We start from the raw sequence: 21478 nt of genomic DNA, 5'->3' as shown, positions 1-21478 counted from the left end.
CTATCTGTAGATAGACTTTTTTTATTGGAGGAGGGACTTGAGTGAAGAAAAAAATGCATTATCTTCTTTTGGTGCCTTGTTTGGTTTTACTGATTGTATTTTTGGTGATGCCATTGATTCAAATCATTTTACCAACTTTGTTTCCTGAAGGAAGTGGCTTTAGTTTCACGAATTATTTATCATTTTTTCAAGATGAATATTATATGACAATCTTCATTAGAACTGTTAAGATTGCTTTGATTTCATCTCTTGTTTGTATGATTTTAGGAGTACCCACAGCTTATTTTATTTCTCGTTGTGATAAGAAATGGCGTGGTATTTTAATGGCAATTTCTATTTTTCCAATGCTGACGAATTCAGTTGTCAGAAGTTTTGCATGGATTAATATTTTAGGTAAAAATGGAGTGATTAATAATTTTTTAATGTCAATAGGGGTTATAGAAGAACCAATTACAATGTTATATACTGAATTTTCAGTTTTAATTGGGACAATTTATTTATTTTTACCTCTTATGATTATCACTTTAGTGGGTGTTATGGAAAATATTGATAATGATATGATGGAAGCAGCAGAAAGTTTAGGTGCGAATCGTGTTAAAGCTTTTATGAAGGTTGTCTTACCATTAAGTATTCCAGGTATTATTGTAGGATGTGTGCTTGTTTTTACAGGATCACTCAGTGCTTATACAACACCTCAGTTATTAGGTGGACCAAAGAATCTTGTTTTAGCAACCTTTATTTCACAACAGGCATTAAGTTTAAATAACTGGACAGCAGCCAGTGTTTTTGCAGTCATTATGATTATTACAACATTAATTGTTATGAAAGCATTAAATGCGATTGCAGCGAAATTGGATAAGCGAGGTGAAGTCTAATGCGTAAACATAAAGGATTGATGGTTATTTCTATTTTGGTATTTGCATTTTTGTTTATACCTCTTATCATTATTGCTGTGACAGCATTTGGCTCAGAAAGTACGATTACTTTCCCTATACATGGATTTTCATTACAATGGTTTGTGAATGTGTTTGAATCAGAAAGCTTTATGAGTTCATTAGCATTAAGTGGAGAAATTGCTTTGTTAGCAACTCTACTTGCTTTACTTGTAGGGGTACCTGCAGCATATGCATTAGCGAGATATAGTGTTATTGGAAAGAAATTTTTAAAGAGCTTCTTTTTATCCCCAACAATCATTCCAGGAATTGTTGTCGGATATGCTTTATATCAATATGTGGTTTTAACATTGAATTTTCCTGTTTTTGAAAGTTTATTACTAGGACATTTTCTTGTTGTTTTACCATATGTGATTCGTATTGTTGGTTCTTCATTGGATCAGTTTGATTTTGCGATTGAAGAGGCAGCTTTAAGTTTAGGATGTCAAAAAGGTCAGGCTTTCTTTAAAGTTGTTTTACCTAATATTACATCAGGAATCAGTGCGGCTTTTATGTTGTCATTTATTAATTCATTTAATAATATACCTGTATCTATGTTTTTAACAGGACCAGGAGTGACAACTTTACCTACAACATTAATGAATTATATTGAATATAATTATGATCCAACTGTTTCAGCAGTTTCTGTTTTATTAATGGTAGCAACGATTGTGATTATGTTCATTGTTGAAAAAACATTAGGAATTTCAGCACTTGCAAAATAGGAGGAGTTAGAATGGCGTTTTTAAGCTTAAAAGATATTGCAGTTGCATATCATCAGAAAAATTATATTTTACAGGGGTTAAACTTAGATATTGAAAAAGGAGAATTAGTCTCTTTGCTTGGACCTTCTGGTTGTGGAAAAACAACAACTTTACGTGTGGTTGCAGGATTTATTGATCCTCAGGAAGGAAACTTCATTTTAGATGGTGAAGATATGACAAAGGTTCCTGTTCATAAAAGAAATTTTGGATTGGTTTTCCAAAGTTATGCTTTGTTTCCACATTTAACAGTTAAAGAAAATATTGCGTTTGGATTAAAATTAAGAAAAATGGATAAAGCTCAAATGGAAGCTAAAATCAATGAAGTTGTTGAAGTTTGTGATTTGGAAGGATTAACAGATCGTTTACCTAAACAATTATCAGGGGGTCAACGTCAGCGTGTTGCTTTAGCAAGAGCACTTGTCATTGAGCCAAAACTTTTATTACTAGATGAACCATTAAGTAATCTGGATGCGAAATTACGTATTCAAATGCGTGTTGAAATTAAAAGATTACAGAAAAAATTAGGAATTACAACGATTTTTGTTACACATGATCAAGAAGAGTGTTTCTCTATTTCTGATAAGGTAGCAGTTATGAATAATGGTGTTATTGAACAATACGATACACCTGAAAATATTTACTCTCGTCCAAAAACAGAGTTTGTTGCAAGATTTATAGGATTTGAAAATTTCTTTGATTTAACAAAAGTTCAAGATCACCAATATCAAAATCAAAAGGGTGAAATCATGAAAGTGGACAATGATGGCGATTTAGAAACATGCAAAGGGACAATTCGTCCTGATGATATTGAAATCGTAACATCTGCTGATAAATATGATAATATGATTACAGGAAATGTTACAGTGAGAACATTCCTTGGAAAGAGTTATCAATATGAAGTGGAAACACCTATTGGTAAACTTGTTGTTAATGGTGGAAATGCAACAGTTTATAAACAGGGTGATACTATTCAAATGCATTTACCAGCAAATAAAATTGTCTTAGTTTAGGAAAGGAAGGTAGAAAAAAGTGAAAAAATTATTAGTTGGTTTAATGGCTGGAGCTATGGTTTTAGTAGGATGTTCTAGCAACAGTGGGAGTGATACTCAAAAATTAGTTGTATCAACATGGGGATTAAATGCTGATATTGTACAAAAAGATGTTTACGAACCATTTGAAAAAGAAAACAATTGTGAAATTGTTGTAGAAGAAGGTGGAACTTCAGATCGTTACACAAAATTTGCTAATAATCCAAATTCTGATGTTGATATTATTGAATTATCTCAGGCAGAAGCACAAAAAGGATATGCAGCTGATTTATTTGAAAAATTAGATTATAGTAAAATTGGAAATGCGAAAGATTTAATTGATGCAGCGTCTAAGCTAAAAGATGATAATGGATATGGTGTTCCTTATACTTTAAATAGTATTGGTATTATTTATGATAAGGAAGCAACTGGATTTGAAATTAAAGAATGGAATGATTTATGGGATAGTCGTTTAAAAGGTCAAATTTCTATTCCTGAAATTACAACAACTTTTGGACCAGCAATGGTACATATTGCAAGTGATTATAAAGGTGTAGATATTACATCTGATAATGGAAAAGCTGCATTTGAAGCTTTAGAAGAATTAAAACCAAATATTGTGAAAACATATACAAAATCTTCAGATTTAACAAATATGTTCAGTGCTGGAGAAATTTCAGTTGCTGTTGTTGCTGACTTTGGTGTAAGTTTAATTCAAAAAAATAATGAAAATTGTGAATATGTAGTACCTGAATCAGGAACATATGCAAACTTTAATACAATTGAAGTGAATAAAAATTCAGACAATAAAGATTTAGCATATAAATATATTGATTGGCGTTTAAGCAAAGATTTACAATATAAAGATGCTGTTTCTGATTTGAATGAAGCACCTACAAATAAAACAGTTGAATTAACTGAAGAAGAAGCACTTAATAAAACTTATGGTGATGTAGCTGCTAGAGCTAAAGTTATTGATTTCAAATTTGTCAATCCACTATTAGAGGATTGGGTTGATCAATGGACACGTATTTTAAATAGTTAGGAGATATTGTCATGAATCAACTCATCAAAAACGTACAGGTTTATAATACATTTACACAAAGTTTTGAAAAAAAGAATGTTTATATTCAAGAAGATAAATTTTATTATATTTGTGATGATGAACCACTTGAAAGTCAAAAAGTGATTGATGGACAAGGTAAGTACATGATTCCTGGGTTGATTGATATTCATATGCATATTGAAAGTTCTATGACAGTTCCTGGTGAATTTTCCAAAGCAGTATTACCTCATGGGGTCACAACAGTGGTTGCTGACCCACATGAGATAGCGAATGTTTTTGGAATACGTGGAATTGAAACGATGATATCCAATGACACAACATTGGATATTTTTTATGGAATTCCTTCTTCTGTTCCTTCTACCAATGAACATTTGGAAACAACAGGAGGAAAAATAGATGTAGATGATGTCAAACAGCTTTTAGAGAATCCTCGTATTTTATGCTTGGGTGAAGTCATGAACTTTAAAGATTTGATTGGTGGGCAAGATACACTCATTAATCAGATTATTCAAGCCTGTCATGAAAAAAGATGGCAGTTACCTATTGAAGGACATTGTCCTAAAATTACGGGACTTGATTTAGCACGATATATTTATCAGGGTGTTGATGCAGATCATACCCAACAGACACCAGAATCCATTGTTGAAAAGATAAAAAATGGTATGTTTCTGGAAATTCAAAGAAAATCAATGAATGCAGATACAATTCGTACATTGGTAGAACATCAATTTTATGAATATTTTGCATTGGTGACGGATGATGTGATGGCTGACCAGTTAGAGCAGGGACATTTGAATCTTTTGGTCAAATTAGCTTATGATTTAGGTATGCCAATTGAAAAAGCTATTTATTGTGCCACTTATACACCAGCTAGACGTATGCATATGATTGATCGTGGATGTATTGCCCCAGGGAAAATAGCGGATTTTATCTTATTGGATGATTTATATTCTTTTTCTATTGATAGTGTGTATAAAAAAGGACAATGTGTTTATCATCAAACAAAACAAATAGAAATCCAAGAACAACAGTCACACTTTCCACAAGAGTTTTACCATTCACTTTATGCCAGACAAGCAAAGAATGAAGATTTTATGATACCATCATCAAAAAAAGAAGTTCTTTGTCATGTTATGGAAGTACAGCCACATTCCACTTTTACAAAGCATCTGCAGATGAAATTACCAGTCAAAGACGGCTATGTAGATTATCAAAGTGCGGGACTTTGCTTATTGACTATTTTTGAAAGATATCAAAAAAATGGACATATTACACATGCTTTGGTGAAAAATACATTACAAACAAAAGGGGCAGTTGCGACAAGCTGGGCACATGATCATCATAATATCATGATTTTAGGTAATAGTATTGAAGATATGGTTATTGCACAGCATCAGCTTCTCCAACAACAAGGTGGATATCTGGTTGTTCAAAATCAAAAAATTCAAGCCAACACTGTATTAAATATTGGTGGTATTGTCAGTGATCAGTCATTAAAAGAATTAGCTCAAGATTTACGACAAGTCAGAAAAGCGATGGAAGATTTAGGATATGTTCATGATAATGTGATTATGTCATTATCCACATTATCTTTACCTGTTTCACCAGAACTGAAAGTGACTGATTATGGGATGTTGGATACTTATCATCAGACAATTGTGCCACTCATGGAGGACAGTTATGAGAACATTGATTAAAAATGTAACAATTTTAACAATGAATGAACATTTTGATGTCATTGAAGATGGACAAATGCTCATTGATGATGAAAATATAATTGAAATAGGGAAAACATGTGTACAAAAATATGATCAATGCATAGATGGACATCATGGTATTTTATTACCAGGTATGATTAATATCCATACGCATCTAGGAATGATTCCTTTTCGTGGGCTAGGTGATGATTGTCCTGATCGCTTACGTCGCTTCTTATTTCCATTGGAATCCAAATATATGACGGCTGATCTTGTTTATCATAGCTCCAAGTATGCTATGGCTGAAATGTTGTTGTCAGGGATTACAACATTTATGGATATGTATTATTTTGAAGATGAAGTCGCAAAAGCAGCTGATGAAATGAAAATGAGAGGTTTTGTTGGAGAAACGATTGTTGATTTCCCTAGCTGTGATAGTCAAGAAGCTTATGGGGGATTAGATTATTGTCGATGGTTTATACCTCGATGGAAAAATCATCCATTGATTGTTCCATTTATTGCGCCACATGCAACAAATACAAATGATTTAGAACATCTTCAGCTTGCTCATCAATTGGCAACACAATACAATGTACCTTTATCATTGCATGCCAGTGAATTGGATTATGAGATGGATTATTTCCAAAAAGAGTATCACATGACACCAACAGCATTTTTAGATCATTATGATTTATTGGATCAAAATGTTATTCTAGCGCATTGTATTCATATCAATAATGATGATATAAAGTTAATTCAAAAAAATAAGAGTGGTATTGCACATTGTTTGGTTTCTAATTTAAAAGCAGCAAAAGGAGTTATGCCTTTAAAAGAACTATTAGAAAATGGTGTGAGTGTTGGTCTAGGGACAGATGGACCATCAAGTGGGAATACTTTAGAGCTCTTTTCAATGTTGAAAATGATTGCCTGTGTTCATAAAACTGTGAATCATGATCGTGGCGCATTTCATGCACAGGATATCCTTTCTTTAGCAACTATTCATGGTGCAAAAGCCTTACATATTGATCATCTGGTTGGTTCATTAGAAGTGGGTAAAAAAGCTGATTTTATCATTGTTGAAACAGATTCAGTGAATATGTATCCACTTTATGATCCTTATTCAGCACTGGTTTATAGTGCCAATCCAAGCCAGGTAGATACTGTTTTTGTCAATGGAAAATGTCTGGTTCGTCATAAGAAATTACAATTAGAAAAACTTTTTGATTTGAAACAAAATCTTCAAAAGGCATCTCAGACTTTTTCGAAAAAAGCTTTAGAATATGCCAAAGAAATGCCAGATGAATAAGACAATTTATTATTATCAGTATACATTTCCTATTGGGAAAATAATGATTGCCTGTAAAGATCAAGCCATTATTTATTGTGGTCAACCAATCCTTTTAGAAAATGGTATTTACGAAAATACAAAGTGTTTAAAAAATATAGCCAAGCAGCTTGAAGAATATTTTCAAAAAAGAAGACAAACTTTTGATTTCCATTATATATTTTTAAAAGGAACAGCTTTTCAAAAGAAAGTTTGGCAGGCTGTTATGGACATTCCATATGGTCAAACAAGAAGCTATCGTGATATTGCTGAAAAGATTGGACATCCGCGGGCTTATAGGGCTGTTGGAAGTGCTTTGCGTGAATGCCCATTTTCACTGCTTATACCATGTCATCGTGTCATTGGTTCATCACAAAAATTAGGTGGCTATGGAAAAGACATTGATGTCAAGATATTTTTATTACAACTTGAACAAGCAGACTTGGTATCCTGAATGGATTATGCTAGAATGGATATAAGGTGGTGAAACAATGGAGAAAATATCTATATCACAGTTTGATGATGTTTATCATTTATTTCAGCGATCTTTTGTATTGGAAGAGTTAAGACCCTATGAACAGATGAAAAAGTTATTTCAACAAAATCTATTTAGCATTTATGCAAAATATGATCATAATGAGTTACAAGGGGCAATGATTGTATGGGAATTAGAAAATTGTGTTTATTTAGAAAACTTTGCAATTGAAACAAAGATGCGTGGTCAAGGATTAGGAACATACTTTCTACAACAATTTTGTCATTTGTATAAAGATAAATTCTTATTTTTAGAAGTGGAAGTTCCTCATGATGAAATATCTCGAAAACGTATCCAGTTTTATGAAAGAATGGGATTTGTTTTAAATCCTTATCAGTATATACAACCTACATTTAGAGAAAATGATCATTCAGTTCAATTGACATTCATGACATATCCAAAAGTCATGGATGATCAACAATATCAAATGATAAAAAAAGAAATATTTAAAATTGTTTATCAACAAAAGGGAGAATTATGAAAGCGTTAGAAGAAAAAATTATTAGAGAAGGTATTGTAAAAAAAGGAAATATTTTAAAAGTAGATAGTTTTTTAAATCATCAGATTGATGTCGCATTTTTAGATGAAATGGGAAAAGAGTTTCAAACACTTTTTCAAAAACATCCCATTAATAAAATTTTAACGATTGAAGCCAGTGGTATTGGTGTAGCTGTTATGACAGCCAGACATTTTCAAAATGTACCTGTTGTCTTTGCAAAAAAATCAAAATCATCAAATATCTCTGATGAATTATATCATACAACAGTAGAATCATTTACACATCAAAATACAAATGATGTTGTGATTTCAAAACAGTATTTAAATGAAAATGATCATGTTTTAATTATTGATGATTTTCTAGCCAATGGTTGTGCTGTCTTAGGGTTAATTGATTTGATTCATCAAGCTGGTGCAACTGTAGAAGGGATTGGTATTGTGATTGAAAAAGGATACCAAAGTGGTGGAAAGAAGATTAGAGAATTAGGCTATCATTTAGAATCTTTAGCTATCATTGATCATATGGATGATATCAAGGGAGAAATTGTTTTTAGATAGAAAATATCTCAGAAATGGGATATTTTTTCTTTAAATATTGAATAAAATTTCATAATCATGTATCCTATTGTTAGAAATGGAGGGGTTTGATGAGTAAAGTTGTAAAATTTGGGGGTTCTTCTTTAGCGGATGCTACCCAGTTTCAAAAAGTATATAATATTATTAAAAGTGATCCAGAAAGACGCTTTGTTGTGCCAAGTGCACCCGGAAAAAGATTTAAAGAAGATACAAAGGTCACAGATTTGTTATATAATATTTTTTATGCGAAAACAAAAAATGAATTTCATTTATACTTTGACCAAATGAAAGAGCGTTTCTTAGATATTATTGAGGGTTTACAATTAGATTTGTCTTTAGAAGATGAGTTTACGATTATTCAAAAAGCTTTAGAAAATGGTGTTAGTGAAGACTATGTTGTGAGTCGTGGCGAATATTTAAATGGTCGAATATTAGCAGCTTATCTAGGTTTTGAATTTATTGATCCTAAAGATGTTATATTTATTGACCAAGAAGGACGTTATGATGTCAAAAAGACGGATGCGATTCTTTCACAAAAACTATCTGAAACACCCTATGCTGTGATTCCTGGCTTTTATGGTTCACTCAATGATGGAAGTGGTAAAATTAAGGCATTTTCAAGGGGTGGATCTGATGTAACAGGCTCTATTGTTGCGAAAAATGGAAAAGTAGATTTATATGAAAACTGGACGGATGTATCAGGGTTTTTGATTGCTGATCCTCGTATTGTTAAAAATCCAGATGTGATTGAAACTATTACATATAAAGAATTAAGAGAATTGTCTTATATGGGGGCTTCTGTTCTTCATGAAAATTCAGTCTTTCCTGTACGTAAAGAAGGAATTCCTATTCATATTAAAAATACAAATCGTCCCGAAGATCAGGGAACACTCATTGTTGAAAGTACTTGTCACAAACCAACACATGTGATTACAGGAATTGCAGGAAAGCAAGGTTTTGCGACAGTCATGATTGAAAAAGATATGATGAATTCGGAAATTGGTTTTGGTCGTAAAGTTTTACAGGTTTTTGAAGATCATCATCTTTCTTTTGAGCATATGCCTTCAGGAATTGATACGATGACAGTTATTGTGAATACGGAGGAATTTATTGATAAGGAACAGGATATTTTAGCAGGATTACATCGTCAAGTTCATCCAGATTCTATTGTATTGGAATCAGATTTGGCTTTGATTGCGGTTGTGGGTAGAGGAATGAAAGCCAGTCGAGGAACAGCAGCACGTGTCTTTAAAGCTTTGGCTAAAGAAAATATTAATATTAAAATGATTGATCAGGGATCAAGTGAGTTAAATATTATTATTGGGGTACGTAACTGCTATTTTAAACCAGCTATTAAAGCTATTTATCGTGAATTTATTGTAAATGAATAGAGGATTGTTATGAAAGTTTTAATGTTAGCTCCATTACAAAAAGAAAACTTTGAACGCATTGAACAATGCTTTTTAGAAGATAACTTTATATATGCCTCCGCAAAAAGTGTGACACAAGTTATGGTTGATCAATGTGATGTCATTGTGGGCAATCCACCTTTATCACTTGATCTGCATCGTCCACATCTGCAGGCTATCTTATTAAATAGTGCTGGTAGTGATGCTTATGTTAAAGAAGGGATTCTATCACCGCAGACACTTTTAGCTAATGCCTCTGGTACATATGGCTGTGCTATTGCAGAACATACTCTGGGAATGATTTTTGCGATTAATAAGAATTTTAAGACATATGTTCATCAGATGGATCAAGGCTTATGGCAACCTCATCAACAGGGAAAAGAACTTTATCGTCAAACTGTTGTCATTGTTGGATTAGGGGATTTAGGTTATACGATTGCAAAACGCTTAAAAGCATTTGAATGTTATATCATTGGTGTTAAACGTAGAAAATCTAAATGTCCAGATGTGTTGGATGAAATTTATACAACTGAATCTTTAGATGATGTTTTACCACGTGCAGATTTTGTGGTTTTAGCTTTACCACAATCCTTACAAACATATCATTTATTTGATAAAGAAAAATTATTACGTATGAAAAAGGATGCTGTTCTTATTAATGTAGGTAGAGGCAGTGCTATAGCAACTTCTGATTTAATAGAAGTCTTAAATCGTGGACATCTTTATGGTGTTGGATTAGATGTTTTAGAGGAAGAACCTTTACCACCAGCACATCCCCTTTGGAAACAGGAACGTGTCTTATTGACACCACATGTATCTGGAGGATATGTTTGGGAGAGTGCCAGACATTATTATACAGAACTTGTGATTAGAAATCTGCATCATTTAAAAGCCCAAGAAGAACTTGAAAATCTTGTTGATTTTGAAACAGGTTATCGTTATCATACAACTCTTTGATAAGCTATATCATGATTGATATAGTTTTTTTATCATTTCTTTTGCATCTGACAAAAATATGTGTATAATGATAATATACCCCACAGGGGTGTAGGAGGTGTTATATGAAACAGAAATATGATGTGATGGGGATGACATGCAGTGCATGTAGTGCTCATGTTGATAAAGCAGTGAGACATCTAGATGGTGTTCAAGATGTCAATGTCAATCTTTTAAGCAATTGTATGGTCGTTGATTATGATGAAAATAAAGTCAATGATGCTATGATTCAAAAAGCTGTTGAAGATGCAGGATATAAAGCAGCTTTGGAAACACAAAGTGTTCAAGCACAAAAACAAGAAGAAACAGTTGATGATAAGAAAAAATCTTTGATTCTTTCTTTTGTCTTTTTGATTCCTTTGTTTTATATTTCAATGGGACATATGATGGGAGCACCACTACCATCTTTCCTTGTTGGTGAAAGCAATATGATGGTTTTTGCTTTAACACAGCTCTTTTTAACTTTGCCAGTTATGTATATCAATCGTGGTTATTTTCAAAGAGGTTTCAAATCATTATGGCATCGTAGTCCTAATATGGATACATTGATTGCGATGGGATCTTTAGCAGCAGCGATTTATAGTATTTATGCTATTTTCATGATGGGTTATGATTTGGGGCATGGACAGATTCATCAAGCTCATCAATATATGATGCAGCTTTATTTTGAATCAGCTGCAATGATTTTAACACTCATTTCATTAGGAAAGTATTTAGAATCACGCTCTAAAAAGAAAACAACTGAGGCCATTGAAAAGTTGATTCATCTGATGCCATCTGTGGCGACAATCTTAAAAGATGGTCAAGAAAAAGAAGTCGCTATTGAAGATGTTCAAGTAGGAGATATTGTTGTTGTTAAATCAGGGCAAAGCATTCCTTTGGATGGAGTCATTATTGATGGGCAGACTTCTATTGATGAGTCTATGATTACAGGAGAAAGCTTACCTGTTGATAAAACTGTCAATGATCGTGTGATTGGTGCGACAATGAATGTTGAAGGTTATATTCAAGTTCAAGTGACACATACAAGTCAAGAAGCCACTTTATCACAGATTATTGAACTGGTTGAGGAAGCAAGTTCTTCTAAAGCTCCGATTGCTAAACTGGCAGATCGTATCAGTGGTATTTTTGTTCCTATTGTCATTGTGATTTCATTGGTTACTTTTATCTTATGGATGACACTGGGACAGCAGACATTCCATTTTGCTTTGACATGTGCCATTGCAGTCTTGGTCATTTCATGCCCATGTGCTTTAGGATTAGCGACGCCAACGGCTATTATGGTAGGGACAGGAAAAGGTGCACAGCTAGGTATTCTAATCAAATCGGCAGAAAATCTGGAATTATTATCTAAAGCACAGAGCATCATTTTAGATAAAACGGGAACTATCACTCAAGGGAAACCACAAGTCACACAAATCGAAGCATTGCATATGAGTGAAGATGAACTGTTGACACTGGCGGCTTCTATTGAAAATTCATCACAACATCCTTTAGCCAAAGCAATTGTTGCCTATGCAAAAGAAAAGAAGATTTCTTTGCAGAAAGTGGAACAGTTTGAAATGTTATCGGGTAAAGGTCTTAAAGGATGGATTCATGGAAAAATGATTTTATCGGGGAATCAGCGTTTAATGAAAGAACATGATATTGATTTGTCACCCGTTGAAGCATTGGCACAGCAGTTATCAAATCATGGAAAGACACCACTTTATTATGCTTATGATGGTCAAATCATTGGCTTGATTGTTGTTAGTGATGTTTTAAAACAAACAAGTGCAAAAGCTATTGAACAGCTTAAGGCAATGGGATTATCCGTTTATATGTTGACAGGTGATAATCGTTTGACAGCCAATGCTATTGGAAAAGAACTGGGAATTCAAGTGATTGCTGAAGTATTGCCACAGGATAAAGAAAAGCATATTCGTGATTTACAGGCACAGAATCAACGTGTGATCATGGTTGGAGATGGTATTAATGACGCTCCAGCATTGATGCGTGCTGATGTTGGTATTGCGATGACTTCAGGAACGGATATTGCGATGGATTCTGCTGATATTGTTTTAATGAAAAATGATTTATTAGATGTTGTCAATGCAATTGAATTGAGTCATGCTGTGTTAAAAAACATTAAAGAAAATCTATTCTGGGCTTTCTTCTATAATGTGATTGGCATTCCTATTGCAGCCGGATTGTTTTATCCATTCTTTGGCTGGTTATTAGATCCTATGTTTGGAGCAGCCGCTATGAGTTTAAGTTCAGTCTTTGTTGTCAGCAATGCTTTGAGACTGAGATTTTTTAAACCAAAATATCAAAATCAAATAAAAAAACAGGAGGTTAATCAAATGGAAAAGAAAATGAATATTGAAGGAATGATGTGTCCTCATTGTCAAAAACATGTATCACAGGCATTAAATAGTATTGAAGGTGTCAAAGCAACAGTTGATTTAGAAAATCATTGTGCTTATCTTCAATTAGATCATGACATAGAAGAAAGTCTATTAGTCAAAGCTGTTGAAGATGCAGGATATAGTGTAAAGGGTTTTGAATAATGAAAGCTGATCAAAAGCAGATTACACGTTTACTAAAAACTGCCAGAGGACAGATTGATGGTATTATCAAAATGATTGAGGATGATCGTTATTGCATTGATATATCTAATCAGATTATGGCAACTCAAGCTATTTTAAAACGTGCAAATAAAGAAATTATTGGTGCTCATATGCAACATTGTGTTCATGATGCTATTGGCAGTAAAGATGCTGATTTAAAAATTGAAGAAATGATGAATATCATTAATCAGTTAATGAAATAATGAAAAATCAAGACTGTTTATTGCAGTTCTTGATTTTTTTCTTTATACTCAAAGTAGGAGGCATTGATATGAAACAAGGAGTTTTAATGCAGTATTTTGAATGGTATTTACCTTCTCAACCATTTTTATTTCAAAAGATACAAGAAGATGCTAAACGTCTTCATGATATAGGTATAACAGCTTTATGGCTGCCACCAGCTTATAAAGGTATGGCTGGAAACAATGATGTTGGTTATGGTGTTTATGATTTATATGATTTAGGTGAGTTTGATCAAAAAGGAAGTATTTCGACCAAATATGGCACAAGAGAAGATTATTTAAAGGCAATTCAAACATTGCACCAATATAATATTCAAGTTTATGGGGATATTGTTTTCAATCATAAGATGGGAGCGGATGGTTATGAAGATGTCAAGGCAAGTGAAGTGAATCAAAAAAATCGTTATGATGTAAAAGTCCAAGAAGAATGGATTCGTGTACCAACATTATTTACATTTCCTCAAAGACATCAAAAATATAGTGATTTTACATGGGACTGGACTTGCTTTGATGGAATAGATTATGATGCGAAAACGAAGCGTCATGCAACTTTTTTGTTTCAAGATAAAAATTGGGATACACAGGTTGATGATGAAAATGGGAACTATGATTATTTAATGGGAGCTGATTTGGATTTTTCTCATCCTCGAGTTGTTGAAGAACTGGAAAGATGGGGAAAATGGTATTGGGATACGACTCATCTGGATGGATTTCGTCTAGATGCTTTAAAGCATATTCGAGCTTCATTCTTTTGTCGTTGGCTTGATTGTATGCGTCAATATACTCATCAAGAGTTATTTACTGTTGGTGAATATTGGCATGGCGATGTTCAAAAACTGCTTCATTATTTAAAACAGGTAGGTGGTAGAATGTCACTTTTTGATGTACCTTTACATTATCATTTTTATGAAGCATCACATAGTTTTGGCGAATATGATATGTCTAAAATATTTGAAGGAACGCTTGTTCAAAAGGCTTGTATGAATGCTGTAACGTTTGTGGATAATCATGATACACAGCCCCAGCAAGGTTTACAGTCATGGGTGATGGATTGGTTTAAGCCCTTGGCTTATGCACTTATTCTTTTAAGAAAAGATGGTTATCCATGTGTTTTTTATGGTGATTATTATGGTATTGCAAAACCGGTTATCAGAGGGCAAAATGAAATATTGGATAAACTTTTATATTTGAGAAAACATTATGCCTATGGTCAACAAAATGATTATTTTTATGATCGTCATATCATTGGCTGGACACGTGAAATGTATGGATTGGCTTGTGTCATGACCAATCAAAAAGGTGGGTCTTTAAAGATGTATGTGGGGACATCTTATTGTCATCAGATTTTTTATGATTATTTAGGTCATCATCAACAAAGAGTTGAGATTGATGAGCAGGGATATGGTGTTTTTCCAGTCAATGATGGCAGTGTCAGTGTTTATATCATGCAAAAAAGTGGTGATTAAAAATCACCACTGTAAACTTAAATAGAGAAATGTTGACATCAATGTTAATGTCACTGCGATATAAAAAAGAAAAGATAAACGTTTATATAAATCATCTGGAAGATTTTTCTCTTTTGCTTTTTGAATCAACTGATAGGCACTTATGAGAGGAATTAAATTAATTAAACTCAATGGACTACCTAAACAGGCAATGATGGACATCATTAAACCAGAAAAATAATATTCTTTGTATATCATATCACTCACATCCTTTAATGTTATTATAAGCATTTTTATAAGAATATAAGTGAAATCTATGTTAAATTTATCTAAAGATTATAAAAACAATCTCTATAAAATAAAGATTGTTTTTAAGCTTTTTTCGCTTTTCTTTTTCGAAGAATAAACACAACAATGATGACAATAATAAGCATAATACCAGCACAAATACCTGCTGTAGGTAAAAGCTGAGGCTTTGTAAAAGCGTTTGTCCACATTGCAATTTTTCTAATCAATATAGCTATTGCATAACCAGCTGTTGCACTTCCAAGTAAGGCAAGGATAGCTTTAAACCATTTTGGAAAGACTTCTGTAAAAAGTACAGCTGTAATTAGACAGATACATGCAATAAACATACAAATTACAAAATGCATAGAGAAACCTCCTTTATATACAACAACTAAAATAACATAATTACAACAAGAATGCAACAAGATTATGAAATGTCATTTTTTAATCATGTGAATTTTGCTGAAAATGTAGAATTATGATGATGAATATGATAAACTATAAGGCAGAGAAAAGAGGTGGATTATGAGATTTAATAGAGGTAAAAGATATACATATTATAGTTCGTATTCTTCATCAAGACGTTCAAGAATACGTTGGGATAGAATTGCGATTATTGGTGCGGTTGTTATATTGATTATTGGTGTAGTTGTCTGGTTTAATTTTAGTCGTATTCAATTGGCTTTTAAAGGATATTCTTTTGCGCAGCAAAATGAAATTTTGGCTTTAGATGGCGATGGTGTTGAGGAAATTTTATCTCATGATAAACTGGAACATATCACACAATGGTTAAAACAAAGTGAAAAAGTTCAATATTATGATGAATATGAAAAATATTTATCTTTGCATAAAAACATGGAAGTTGCTGAAGTGATTTCTACAGTTGATAATATTTTTGAAAATTATGTTCCTAAATTAACAACATTAAATTATTCTAATGATCAGATTTGGGAAGTTTTAAAGACAGCAGGCATTAATGAAGTTAAACATTTAGTCGATCAACAATATACTTATGCTCAAATTGAACCTTTTATGAAAGTCAAAGGATTTGTTTTTGCAGATATTGATCAATATATGAAAGTCTATAAAGAAAGTCAGAATTACAATTATGCTGTACTTATTACAACATATCCATTTATTATTTCTAAAAATAAAGTTGATCAGTCTTATACGATTCAAAATCCAGATGATATATTGACACTTGTCAAAAAAGGATTCTATTTACCAGCCGATTATGAACCATCTGATTTAGTGAACCCTGATCCTGATAAGGTGAAGGTGGCTTCAGATTGTGATGATGCCAGATTGCGTAAAGAAGCAGCAGATGCCTTAGTAGAAATGTTTGATGCAGCGAAAAAAGAAGGATATGACTTAGTTGTCAATAGTGCTTATCGTTCATATGCTCATCAAAAGGAAACATATGATGATTATTTTGATAAATATGATTCTGTCACAGCAGCCAGTCTTGTGGCTGAACCGGGAGCAAGTGAGCATCAGACAGGATTAGGTGTTGATTTAACATGTCAAGCTGTGATTGATGATAAATTAAATGGTATTGAAAACAGTCGTTTTGGCTATAAACCAGATTATAAATGGTGTATTGCAAATTCTTATAAATATGGCTATATTTTAAGATTCGAAGAAGATAAAGCGAATATTACAGGAATTGCAAATGAGCCATGGCATTTTAGATATGTTGGTAAAGAAGCGGCTCAAGAAATCTTTAATAATGGCTGGACATTGGAAGAATATTGCTTAAATAAAGGGATTATCCCTGACATTCAAAAAGGACAATAATCTAGGGATATCCCTAGATTATTTTTTAGGAGAAATTTATGAAAACAATCATTACAACATTAAATTCTAAATATATTCATACATCATTAGCCTTACGCTTACTTTATGTGGCATCATATCATCGCTTTGATGTAGATTTTAAAGAATATACGATTAAGGATTCTCTTGAACATATTGTGGATGATCTTTTAAAAAGAAATTGTGATATTATTGCTTTTTCATGTTATATATGGAATATTGAGTATATTGAAAAAATATGTCAGATGATTCGTCAAAAAGCCCCTCATATGATTATGATTTTAGGTGGACCAGAAGTGACTTATGAACCTGCATATTTTTTAGAACAGTTTCCTGTTGATTATATTATAAGTGGAGAAGGGGAAGAAGTTTTTCCTCAATTATTAGAGGCTATAGAAAATCATAGAATAGTAGATATACCAGGAGTTAGTGACCGTCATCATATTTCTTCCATTGTTGCAGTCGCAGATTTGAAATATGTTGAATCTTTAGATTCCCCTTATCAATTATCTCAAGATCAAAAAGATCAAGGAAAACGTATTTTATATTTTGAAACAAGCAGGGGATGTCCTTTCCAATGCCAATACTGTCTTTCTTCATTAGAACAGGGATTAAGATTCTTTAGTGAAGATTATTTGAAAAAACAGTTGGATATCATCTGTCAAAGTCCCGTACAAACAATTAAATTTCTTGATCGTAGTTTTAATGCTGATGCTAAACATGCGATTATGATTTTAGATTATATTTTTCAGCATCATCGTCCAGGACAACAATTTCAATTTGAAATTAATGCTGATGTATTAAATCAAAAAATCATTGATTTTATAAAGGACTATGCACCACAGGGATTACTTCGTTTTGAAATTGGCATTCAGTCAACTTATGAACCAACAAATAGAGCTGTCAAAAGAATGCAAAACTTTGAGCGTTTAAGTGAAGTGGTCAAAATGTTGATGGATGATGGAAAATGTGATTTGCATTTAGATTTGATTGCTGGATTACCTTATGAAACATATGAACGTTTTATTCAATCTTTTGATGAAGTCTTTGCTTTTCGTGCTAAAGAATTACAACTTGGTTTTTTAAAGCTGTTAAGAGGAACTTCATTGCGTAATCAGGCAGAGGATTATGGATATGTCTATCAAAATGAACCACCTTATGAAATGATTGAAAATAAGTGGTTGAGTCATGGAGAAATGGAAAAAATTCATATGGCTGAAGATATGCTGGAAAAATATTGGAACAGTGGACGCTTTGTGCAGACAATGAATGCGGTGATGGATCATGTGGATTCTCCTTTTGCTTTCTTTTATGATTTGGCTTGTTTTTATAATCAAAATCATTATAAGAGAATTGGTTATCAACTTGATGAACTTTATCGTTATTTAGATAGTTATCTTCCAGAACAATATCATGATTTTTTAATTATAGATTATTTACAACAATTCAAAGTCAAACCTAAAAGATGGTATGCTTCAACATTATCACCACAACAAAGAAAAGAGGTCATCAGAGTGTTATCTAAACATTATCATTTAGATAAAGAACTTCTTTTTAGATATGCAGTGGTAGAAGAAGTACAAAATCAATATCTTGTGGTTATCTATAAAGATTATCAATGTCAGTGGAAAATGTATAAGAAGGTGAAAGAATGATAACAATGGTAGAATATGTACATCAAAGAATACTGACTTATAACTGTGCAACGGGTGTGGATTTTACAATGGGAAATGGTTTTGATACAGTTTTTCTTGCGAAGCATTGTCAACAAGTTTATGCTTTTGATATACAGCCACAGGCATTAGAAATGACACAAAAACGTGTAGGACATATGTCACATGTCAAGCTCATTTTGGATAGTCATGAAAATATGGATCAATATTTTCAATCATTTGATGTTGGTATTTTTAACTTGGGATATTTACCTCATGCATCACATCATATAACAACAACACTTGATTCGACTCAAAAAGCAGTGATCAAAGCGATTGAATATATGCGACAGGCTCTTTTTCTGGTTGTTTATACAGGACATGAAGAAGGATATAAAGAAAGTGTCTGGCTTGAATCATTTGTTTCACAACTTGATCCCCATCAATTTCATGTATCTTGCTTTCGTATGCTCAATAAGCATCAGGCACCTTATGTGATAGAAATAGAAAAAAAGCAGTAATCACTGCTTTTTTAACATAAGATATATTTAAAATCATTGTTATCAGTTGAATAAATAAGGTCTTCTGATGAATCATTACGAAAATGGAACAGTTGTCCATCTTCAATTTTTCCATTCCATGTCGCAACGACTGGAATGTCTTTTGATAGTTCTTTAAGAAAAGCTAATAAATCAATTTGACTATTCTTTGCATAAAGAAGTTTTTTATTATCAAGTAATAAGACTTTTTGATGATAAGTCGTTAAAAAGTTTTTCATTTCTGGAAGTAGTTTTTCACTAGGAGTATGATAGAAAATCTTGTCTAAATCAAGAATAGGAATACCTGTTTCTTCACTATATTGGCGAATGATTTTAGATTTTCCACTACCTGGTTGTCCAACAATTAATAAAAGTTTGTACTCTGCTTGACTGATGTCTTCTATTTTTTTATTTAAATCCATTGCTATAATCTCCTTTTCTGTTTTTATTGTTAAAAATATTATAGCATTTTTTGTAAGCGTTTTCTATGCATATCGTAAAAAAAGCAATTTTTTATCTTTATTTATAATCCTGCAAACATAAAATCAACTGTCCCAGTAAAATATATTCTTGAATATTTTCGATTTTTATCATTTGTGGTAAATATTTTTCAGGAATGTATTGCGTTAACATCTTTTGAAGTTCATGAATATCAGGAATTAAAGTACATGAAAGAATAATTGCTTCAGGACCAATCACGGATGACAGGGCTGTAATTGTTTTAGCAACCAGTTCTAACGCACCTTCTGGTGTTTTGGCTAAAGTACGTGGCGGTGCAGAATAATTTAAAGGGAGATATTGAACTTCACCAGCAATATGAGCATGTCCTTTGATGAGTTGCCCATTAACAATAATACCAGCCCCACCAAAATGATTATTTGGTTGAAAAAGAAAAATCAGTGAGGAAAATTGACTTTGCGATGCATAATAGCCAACAGCTGCAGTATTGACATCATTGTCAATAATGATTTGTCGATGATAGCGGTCTTTAAGCAGTTGATACATATTGAAATTATTTAAGCCTATGATACTTGTTGAAGCAACAAAACCATCATTAATAATACCCGGTGTTGAAATACCAATGATTTGAATAGGCGTATATTGTAATAAAACAGTATCAATAACATCATAAATATCTTCCATGCTTATCTTAGATTTAATAATTTCATTGCTGGCAATGACTTTATTTTGTTCATCATATAAGTGATAGGCAATATGTACACGCAAACTATTTCTAAATAATGACAAAACAAGAATTTTGGTATTTTGATGAGGAATCATCTTTAATGGTTTTAATGTTAATTCGGTTTTGACAGGTTGAGGTAATTTTTGATGTTCTAAAGCATGTCTTACCATTTGTAATGTTTTGGCAACATCATATTTTGCAAAGACTTGAGGAGGCATTTTTAAGACAATCTTATCTTTTAAGATTTCTTGTACTTTTGCGTGCATAAATGAAATCTGAGGAGCCAGTAATATCACATCATAATCATTACCAACATTAAATAAATCGGTATAACCAATAGCTTTCACTTCATAATGATAGTCTAAGAGCTGTGCCGCTTCATTGAGCTTGGAAGCAAAATAAGATGTTGTTAAACCACCACTACAGCTAAGTAGTATTTTGATCTTTGGTTTCTCTACTAACTGTAAAATATTATTCATCATTTCATTAAATAATTCAGTAGCATGTTTCATAGTTTTCATTTGAAAGTGCAAATAAAATTCAATATTTTGTGTAATGGTATTTGTCACACTTAATTCAATAATATTTAAAGGATTAAAGATAACTTGACTGAAACTATAATTTGTTTTGATATTAATAATATGCGAATTGTTTTCATCAAGTGAAATTTGACAATGACTTTGATCTTGTATAAGAATCCATTGTTTAAAGATTATTGTATGTATATCTCTTAAAAATTCGTCCATAAAAATCTCCCCTTTATCCTTATTATAATAGGATAATTGAAAAAGGTATGGATTTTGCTAAAGTAGAAAATATTTTTTTAAACAAAATGTATATTTGATGACTTTTTTGATAAAAAATTCGCAAATTCACA

Annotated in this window: 21 protein-coding genes; 17 read left to right on the top strand and 4 right to left on the bottom strand. The window is 32.3% G+C overall.

All coding sequences use genetic code 11. The features are described from left to right. The first annotated feature begins 41 nt into the window (after positions 1-41). The 14 genes from ACGHJ8_RS08515 to ACGHJ8_RS08450 all read left to right on the top strand — a co-directional run bounded on the left by ACGHJ8_RS08515 (position 42) and on the right by ACGHJ8_RS08450 (position 15142). Entirely contained in the window at positions 42-875 is an 834-nt protein-coding gene (locus ACGHJ8_RS08515) for an ABC transporter permease (RefSeq protein ID WP_087358493.1), read from the top strand. After that, positions 875-1657: an ABC transporter permease gene (locus ACGHJ8_RS08510; RefSeq protein WP_087305002.1), complete on the top strand. Its 783-nt coding sequence runs from the start codon at positions 875-877 to the stop codon at positions 1655-1657. Before ACGHJ8_RS08515 ends, ACGHJ8_RS08510 begins: the two co-directional genes overlap by 1 nt. An 11-nt stretch (positions 1658-1668) precedes the next feature. Then, positions 1669-2706, top strand: a complete 1038-nt coding sequence (locus tag ACGHJ8_RS08505; protein ID WP_087936805.1) for an ABC transporter ATP-binding protein — start codon at positions 1669-1671, stop codon at positions 2704-2706. 19 nt (positions 2707-2725) lie between these two features. Next, complete coding sequence (locus tag ACGHJ8_RS08500; protein ID WP_224759547.1) at positions 2726-3769, top strand: ABC transporter substrate-binding protein; 1044 nt, start codon at positions 2726-2728, stop codon at positions 3767-3769. A gap of 11 nt (positions 3770-3780) precedes the next feature. Continuing rightward, positions 3781-5487: an adenine deaminase C-terminal domain-containing protein gene (locus ACGHJ8_RS08495; RefSeq protein ID WP_390539817.1), complete on the top strand. Its 1707-nt coding sequence runs from the start codon at positions 3781-3783 to the stop codon at positions 5485-5487. Then, on the top strand, positions 5471-6793 hold the full coding sequence (locus ACGHJ8_RS08490) for an amidohydrolase (protein WP_205088991.1): 1323 nt from the start codon (positions 5471-5473) through the stop codon (positions 6791-6793). Before ACGHJ8_RS08495 ends, ACGHJ8_RS08490 begins: the two co-directional genes overlap by 17 nt. Then, positions 6786-7265, top strand: coding sequence for a methylated-DNA--[protein]-cysteine S-methyltransferase (locus tag ACGHJ8_RS08485; protein WP_390539815.1), 480 nt, complete (start codon positions 6786-6788; stop codon positions 7263-7265). The genes ACGHJ8_RS08490 and ACGHJ8_RS08485 overlap by 8 nt, the downstream gene beginning before the upstream one ends. 37 nt (positions 7266-7302) lie before the next feature. Next, entirely contained in the window at positions 7303-7827 is a 525-nt protein-coding gene (locus ACGHJ8_RS08480; protein WP_390539813.1) for a GNAT family N-acetyltransferase, read from the top strand. Further along, positions 7824-8402, top strand: a complete 579-nt coding sequence (locus ACGHJ8_RS08475) for a xanthine phosphoribosyltransferase (RefSeq protein WP_087358505.1) — start codon at positions 7824-7826, stop codon at positions 8400-8402. The genes ACGHJ8_RS08480 and ACGHJ8_RS08475 overlap by 4 nt, the downstream gene beginning before the upstream one ends. 89 nt (positions 8403-8491) lie before the next feature. Continuing rightward, positions 8492-9811: an aspartate kinase gene (locus tag ACGHJ8_RS08470; protein WP_390539810.1), complete on the top strand. Its 1320-nt coding sequence runs from the start codon at positions 8492-8494 to the stop codon at positions 9809-9811. Positions 9812-9820: 9 nt separating this feature from the next. After that, a complete protein-coding gene (locus ACGHJ8_RS08465; protein ID WP_390539808.1) occupies positions 9821-10786 on the top strand; it encodes a D-2-hydroxyacid dehydrogenase in 966 nt (321 codons plus the stop codon). A 104-nt stretch (positions 10787-10890) separates the two neighbouring features. Further along, on the top strand, positions 10891-13374 hold the full coding sequence (locus ACGHJ8_RS08460) for a heavy metal translocating P-type ATPase (RefSeq protein ID WP_390539806.1): 2484 nt from the start codon (positions 10891-10893) through the stop codon (positions 13372-13374). Further along, entirely contained in the window at positions 13374-13637 is a 264-nt protein-coding gene (locus ACGHJ8_RS08455; protein ID WP_087358513.1) for a metal-sensing transcriptional repressor, read from the top strand. Before ACGHJ8_RS08460 ends, ACGHJ8_RS08455 begins: the two co-directional genes overlap by 1 nt. 68 nt (positions 13638-13705) lie before the next feature. After that, positions 13706-15142, top strand: coding sequence for an alpha-amylase (locus ACGHJ8_RS08450; protein WP_390539803.1), 1437 nt, complete (start codon positions 13706-13708; stop codon positions 15140-15142). Positions 15143-15145: 3 nt separating this feature from the next. Here the strand turns inward: ACGHJ8_RS08450 and ACGHJ8_RS08445 are convergent, their stop codons facing one another. Then, entirely contained in the window at positions 15146-15379 is a 234-nt protein-coding gene (locus ACGHJ8_RS08445) for a hypothetical protein (RefSeq protein WP_205088998.1), read from the bottom strand. Between the two features lie 113 nt (positions 15380-15492). After that, positions 15493-15774: a hypothetical protein gene (locus ACGHJ8_RS08440; RefSeq protein WP_087357891.1), complete on the bottom strand. Its 282-nt coding sequence runs from the start codon at positions 15772-15774 to the stop codon at positions 15493-15495. A gap of 160 nt (positions 15775-15934) precedes the next feature. Between ACGHJ8_RS08440 and ACGHJ8_RS08435 the strand changes: the two genes are divergently transcribed. From ACGHJ8_RS08435 to ACGHJ8_RS08425, 3 genes are read left to right on the top strand one after another with little or no spacing between them, the layout of a single operon-like run. Beyond that, complete coding sequence (locus ACGHJ8_RS08435; protein ID WP_390539801.1) at positions 15935-17206, top strand: M15 family metallopeptidase; 1272 nt, start codon at positions 15935-15937, stop codon at positions 17204-17206. Positions 17207-17244: 38 nt separating this feature from the next. Next, entirely contained in the window at positions 17245-18879 is a 1635-nt protein-coding gene (locus tag ACGHJ8_RS08430) for a DUF4080 domain-containing protein (RefSeq protein ID WP_390539799.1), read from the top strand. Continuing rightward, positions 18876-19397 (top strand): class I SAM-dependent methyltransferase, encoded by a 522-nt coding sequence (locus tag ACGHJ8_RS08425; RefSeq protein WP_087357894.1) that lies wholly within the window; start codon positions 18876-18878, stop codon positions 19395-19397. The genes ACGHJ8_RS08430 and ACGHJ8_RS08425 overlap by 4 nt, the downstream gene beginning before the upstream one ends. An 11-nt stretch (positions 19398-19408) precedes the next feature. On the opposite strand, the gene brxF is transcribed toward ACGHJ8_RS08425, so the two are convergent. Together brxF and ACGHJ8_RS08415 are read right to left on the bottom strand one after the other, a co-directional pair. Further along, entirely contained in the window at positions 19409-19837 is a 429-nt protein-coding gene (brxF, locus tag ACGHJ8_RS08420; RefSeq protein WP_087357895.1) for a BREX-3 system P-loop-containing protein BrxF, read from the bottom strand. A 97-nt stretch (positions 19838-19934) separates the two neighbouring features. Beyond that, a complete protein-coding gene (locus tag ACGHJ8_RS08415; RefSeq protein WP_211964007.1) occupies positions 19935-21347 on the bottom strand; it encodes an ROK family protein in 1413 nt (470 codons plus the stop codon). Between the last annotated feature and the right edge of the window lie 131 nt (positions 21348-21478).

This window comes from Massiliimicrobium timonense (assembly GCF_042850985.1).
Taxonomy (GTDB): domain Bacteria; phylum Bacillota_I; class Bacilli_A; order Erysipelotrichales; family Coprobacillaceae; genus Allocoprobacillus.
Note: the sequence above shows the minus strand (reverse complement) of the source record. Positions and strands in the feature narration are given on the sequence as shown.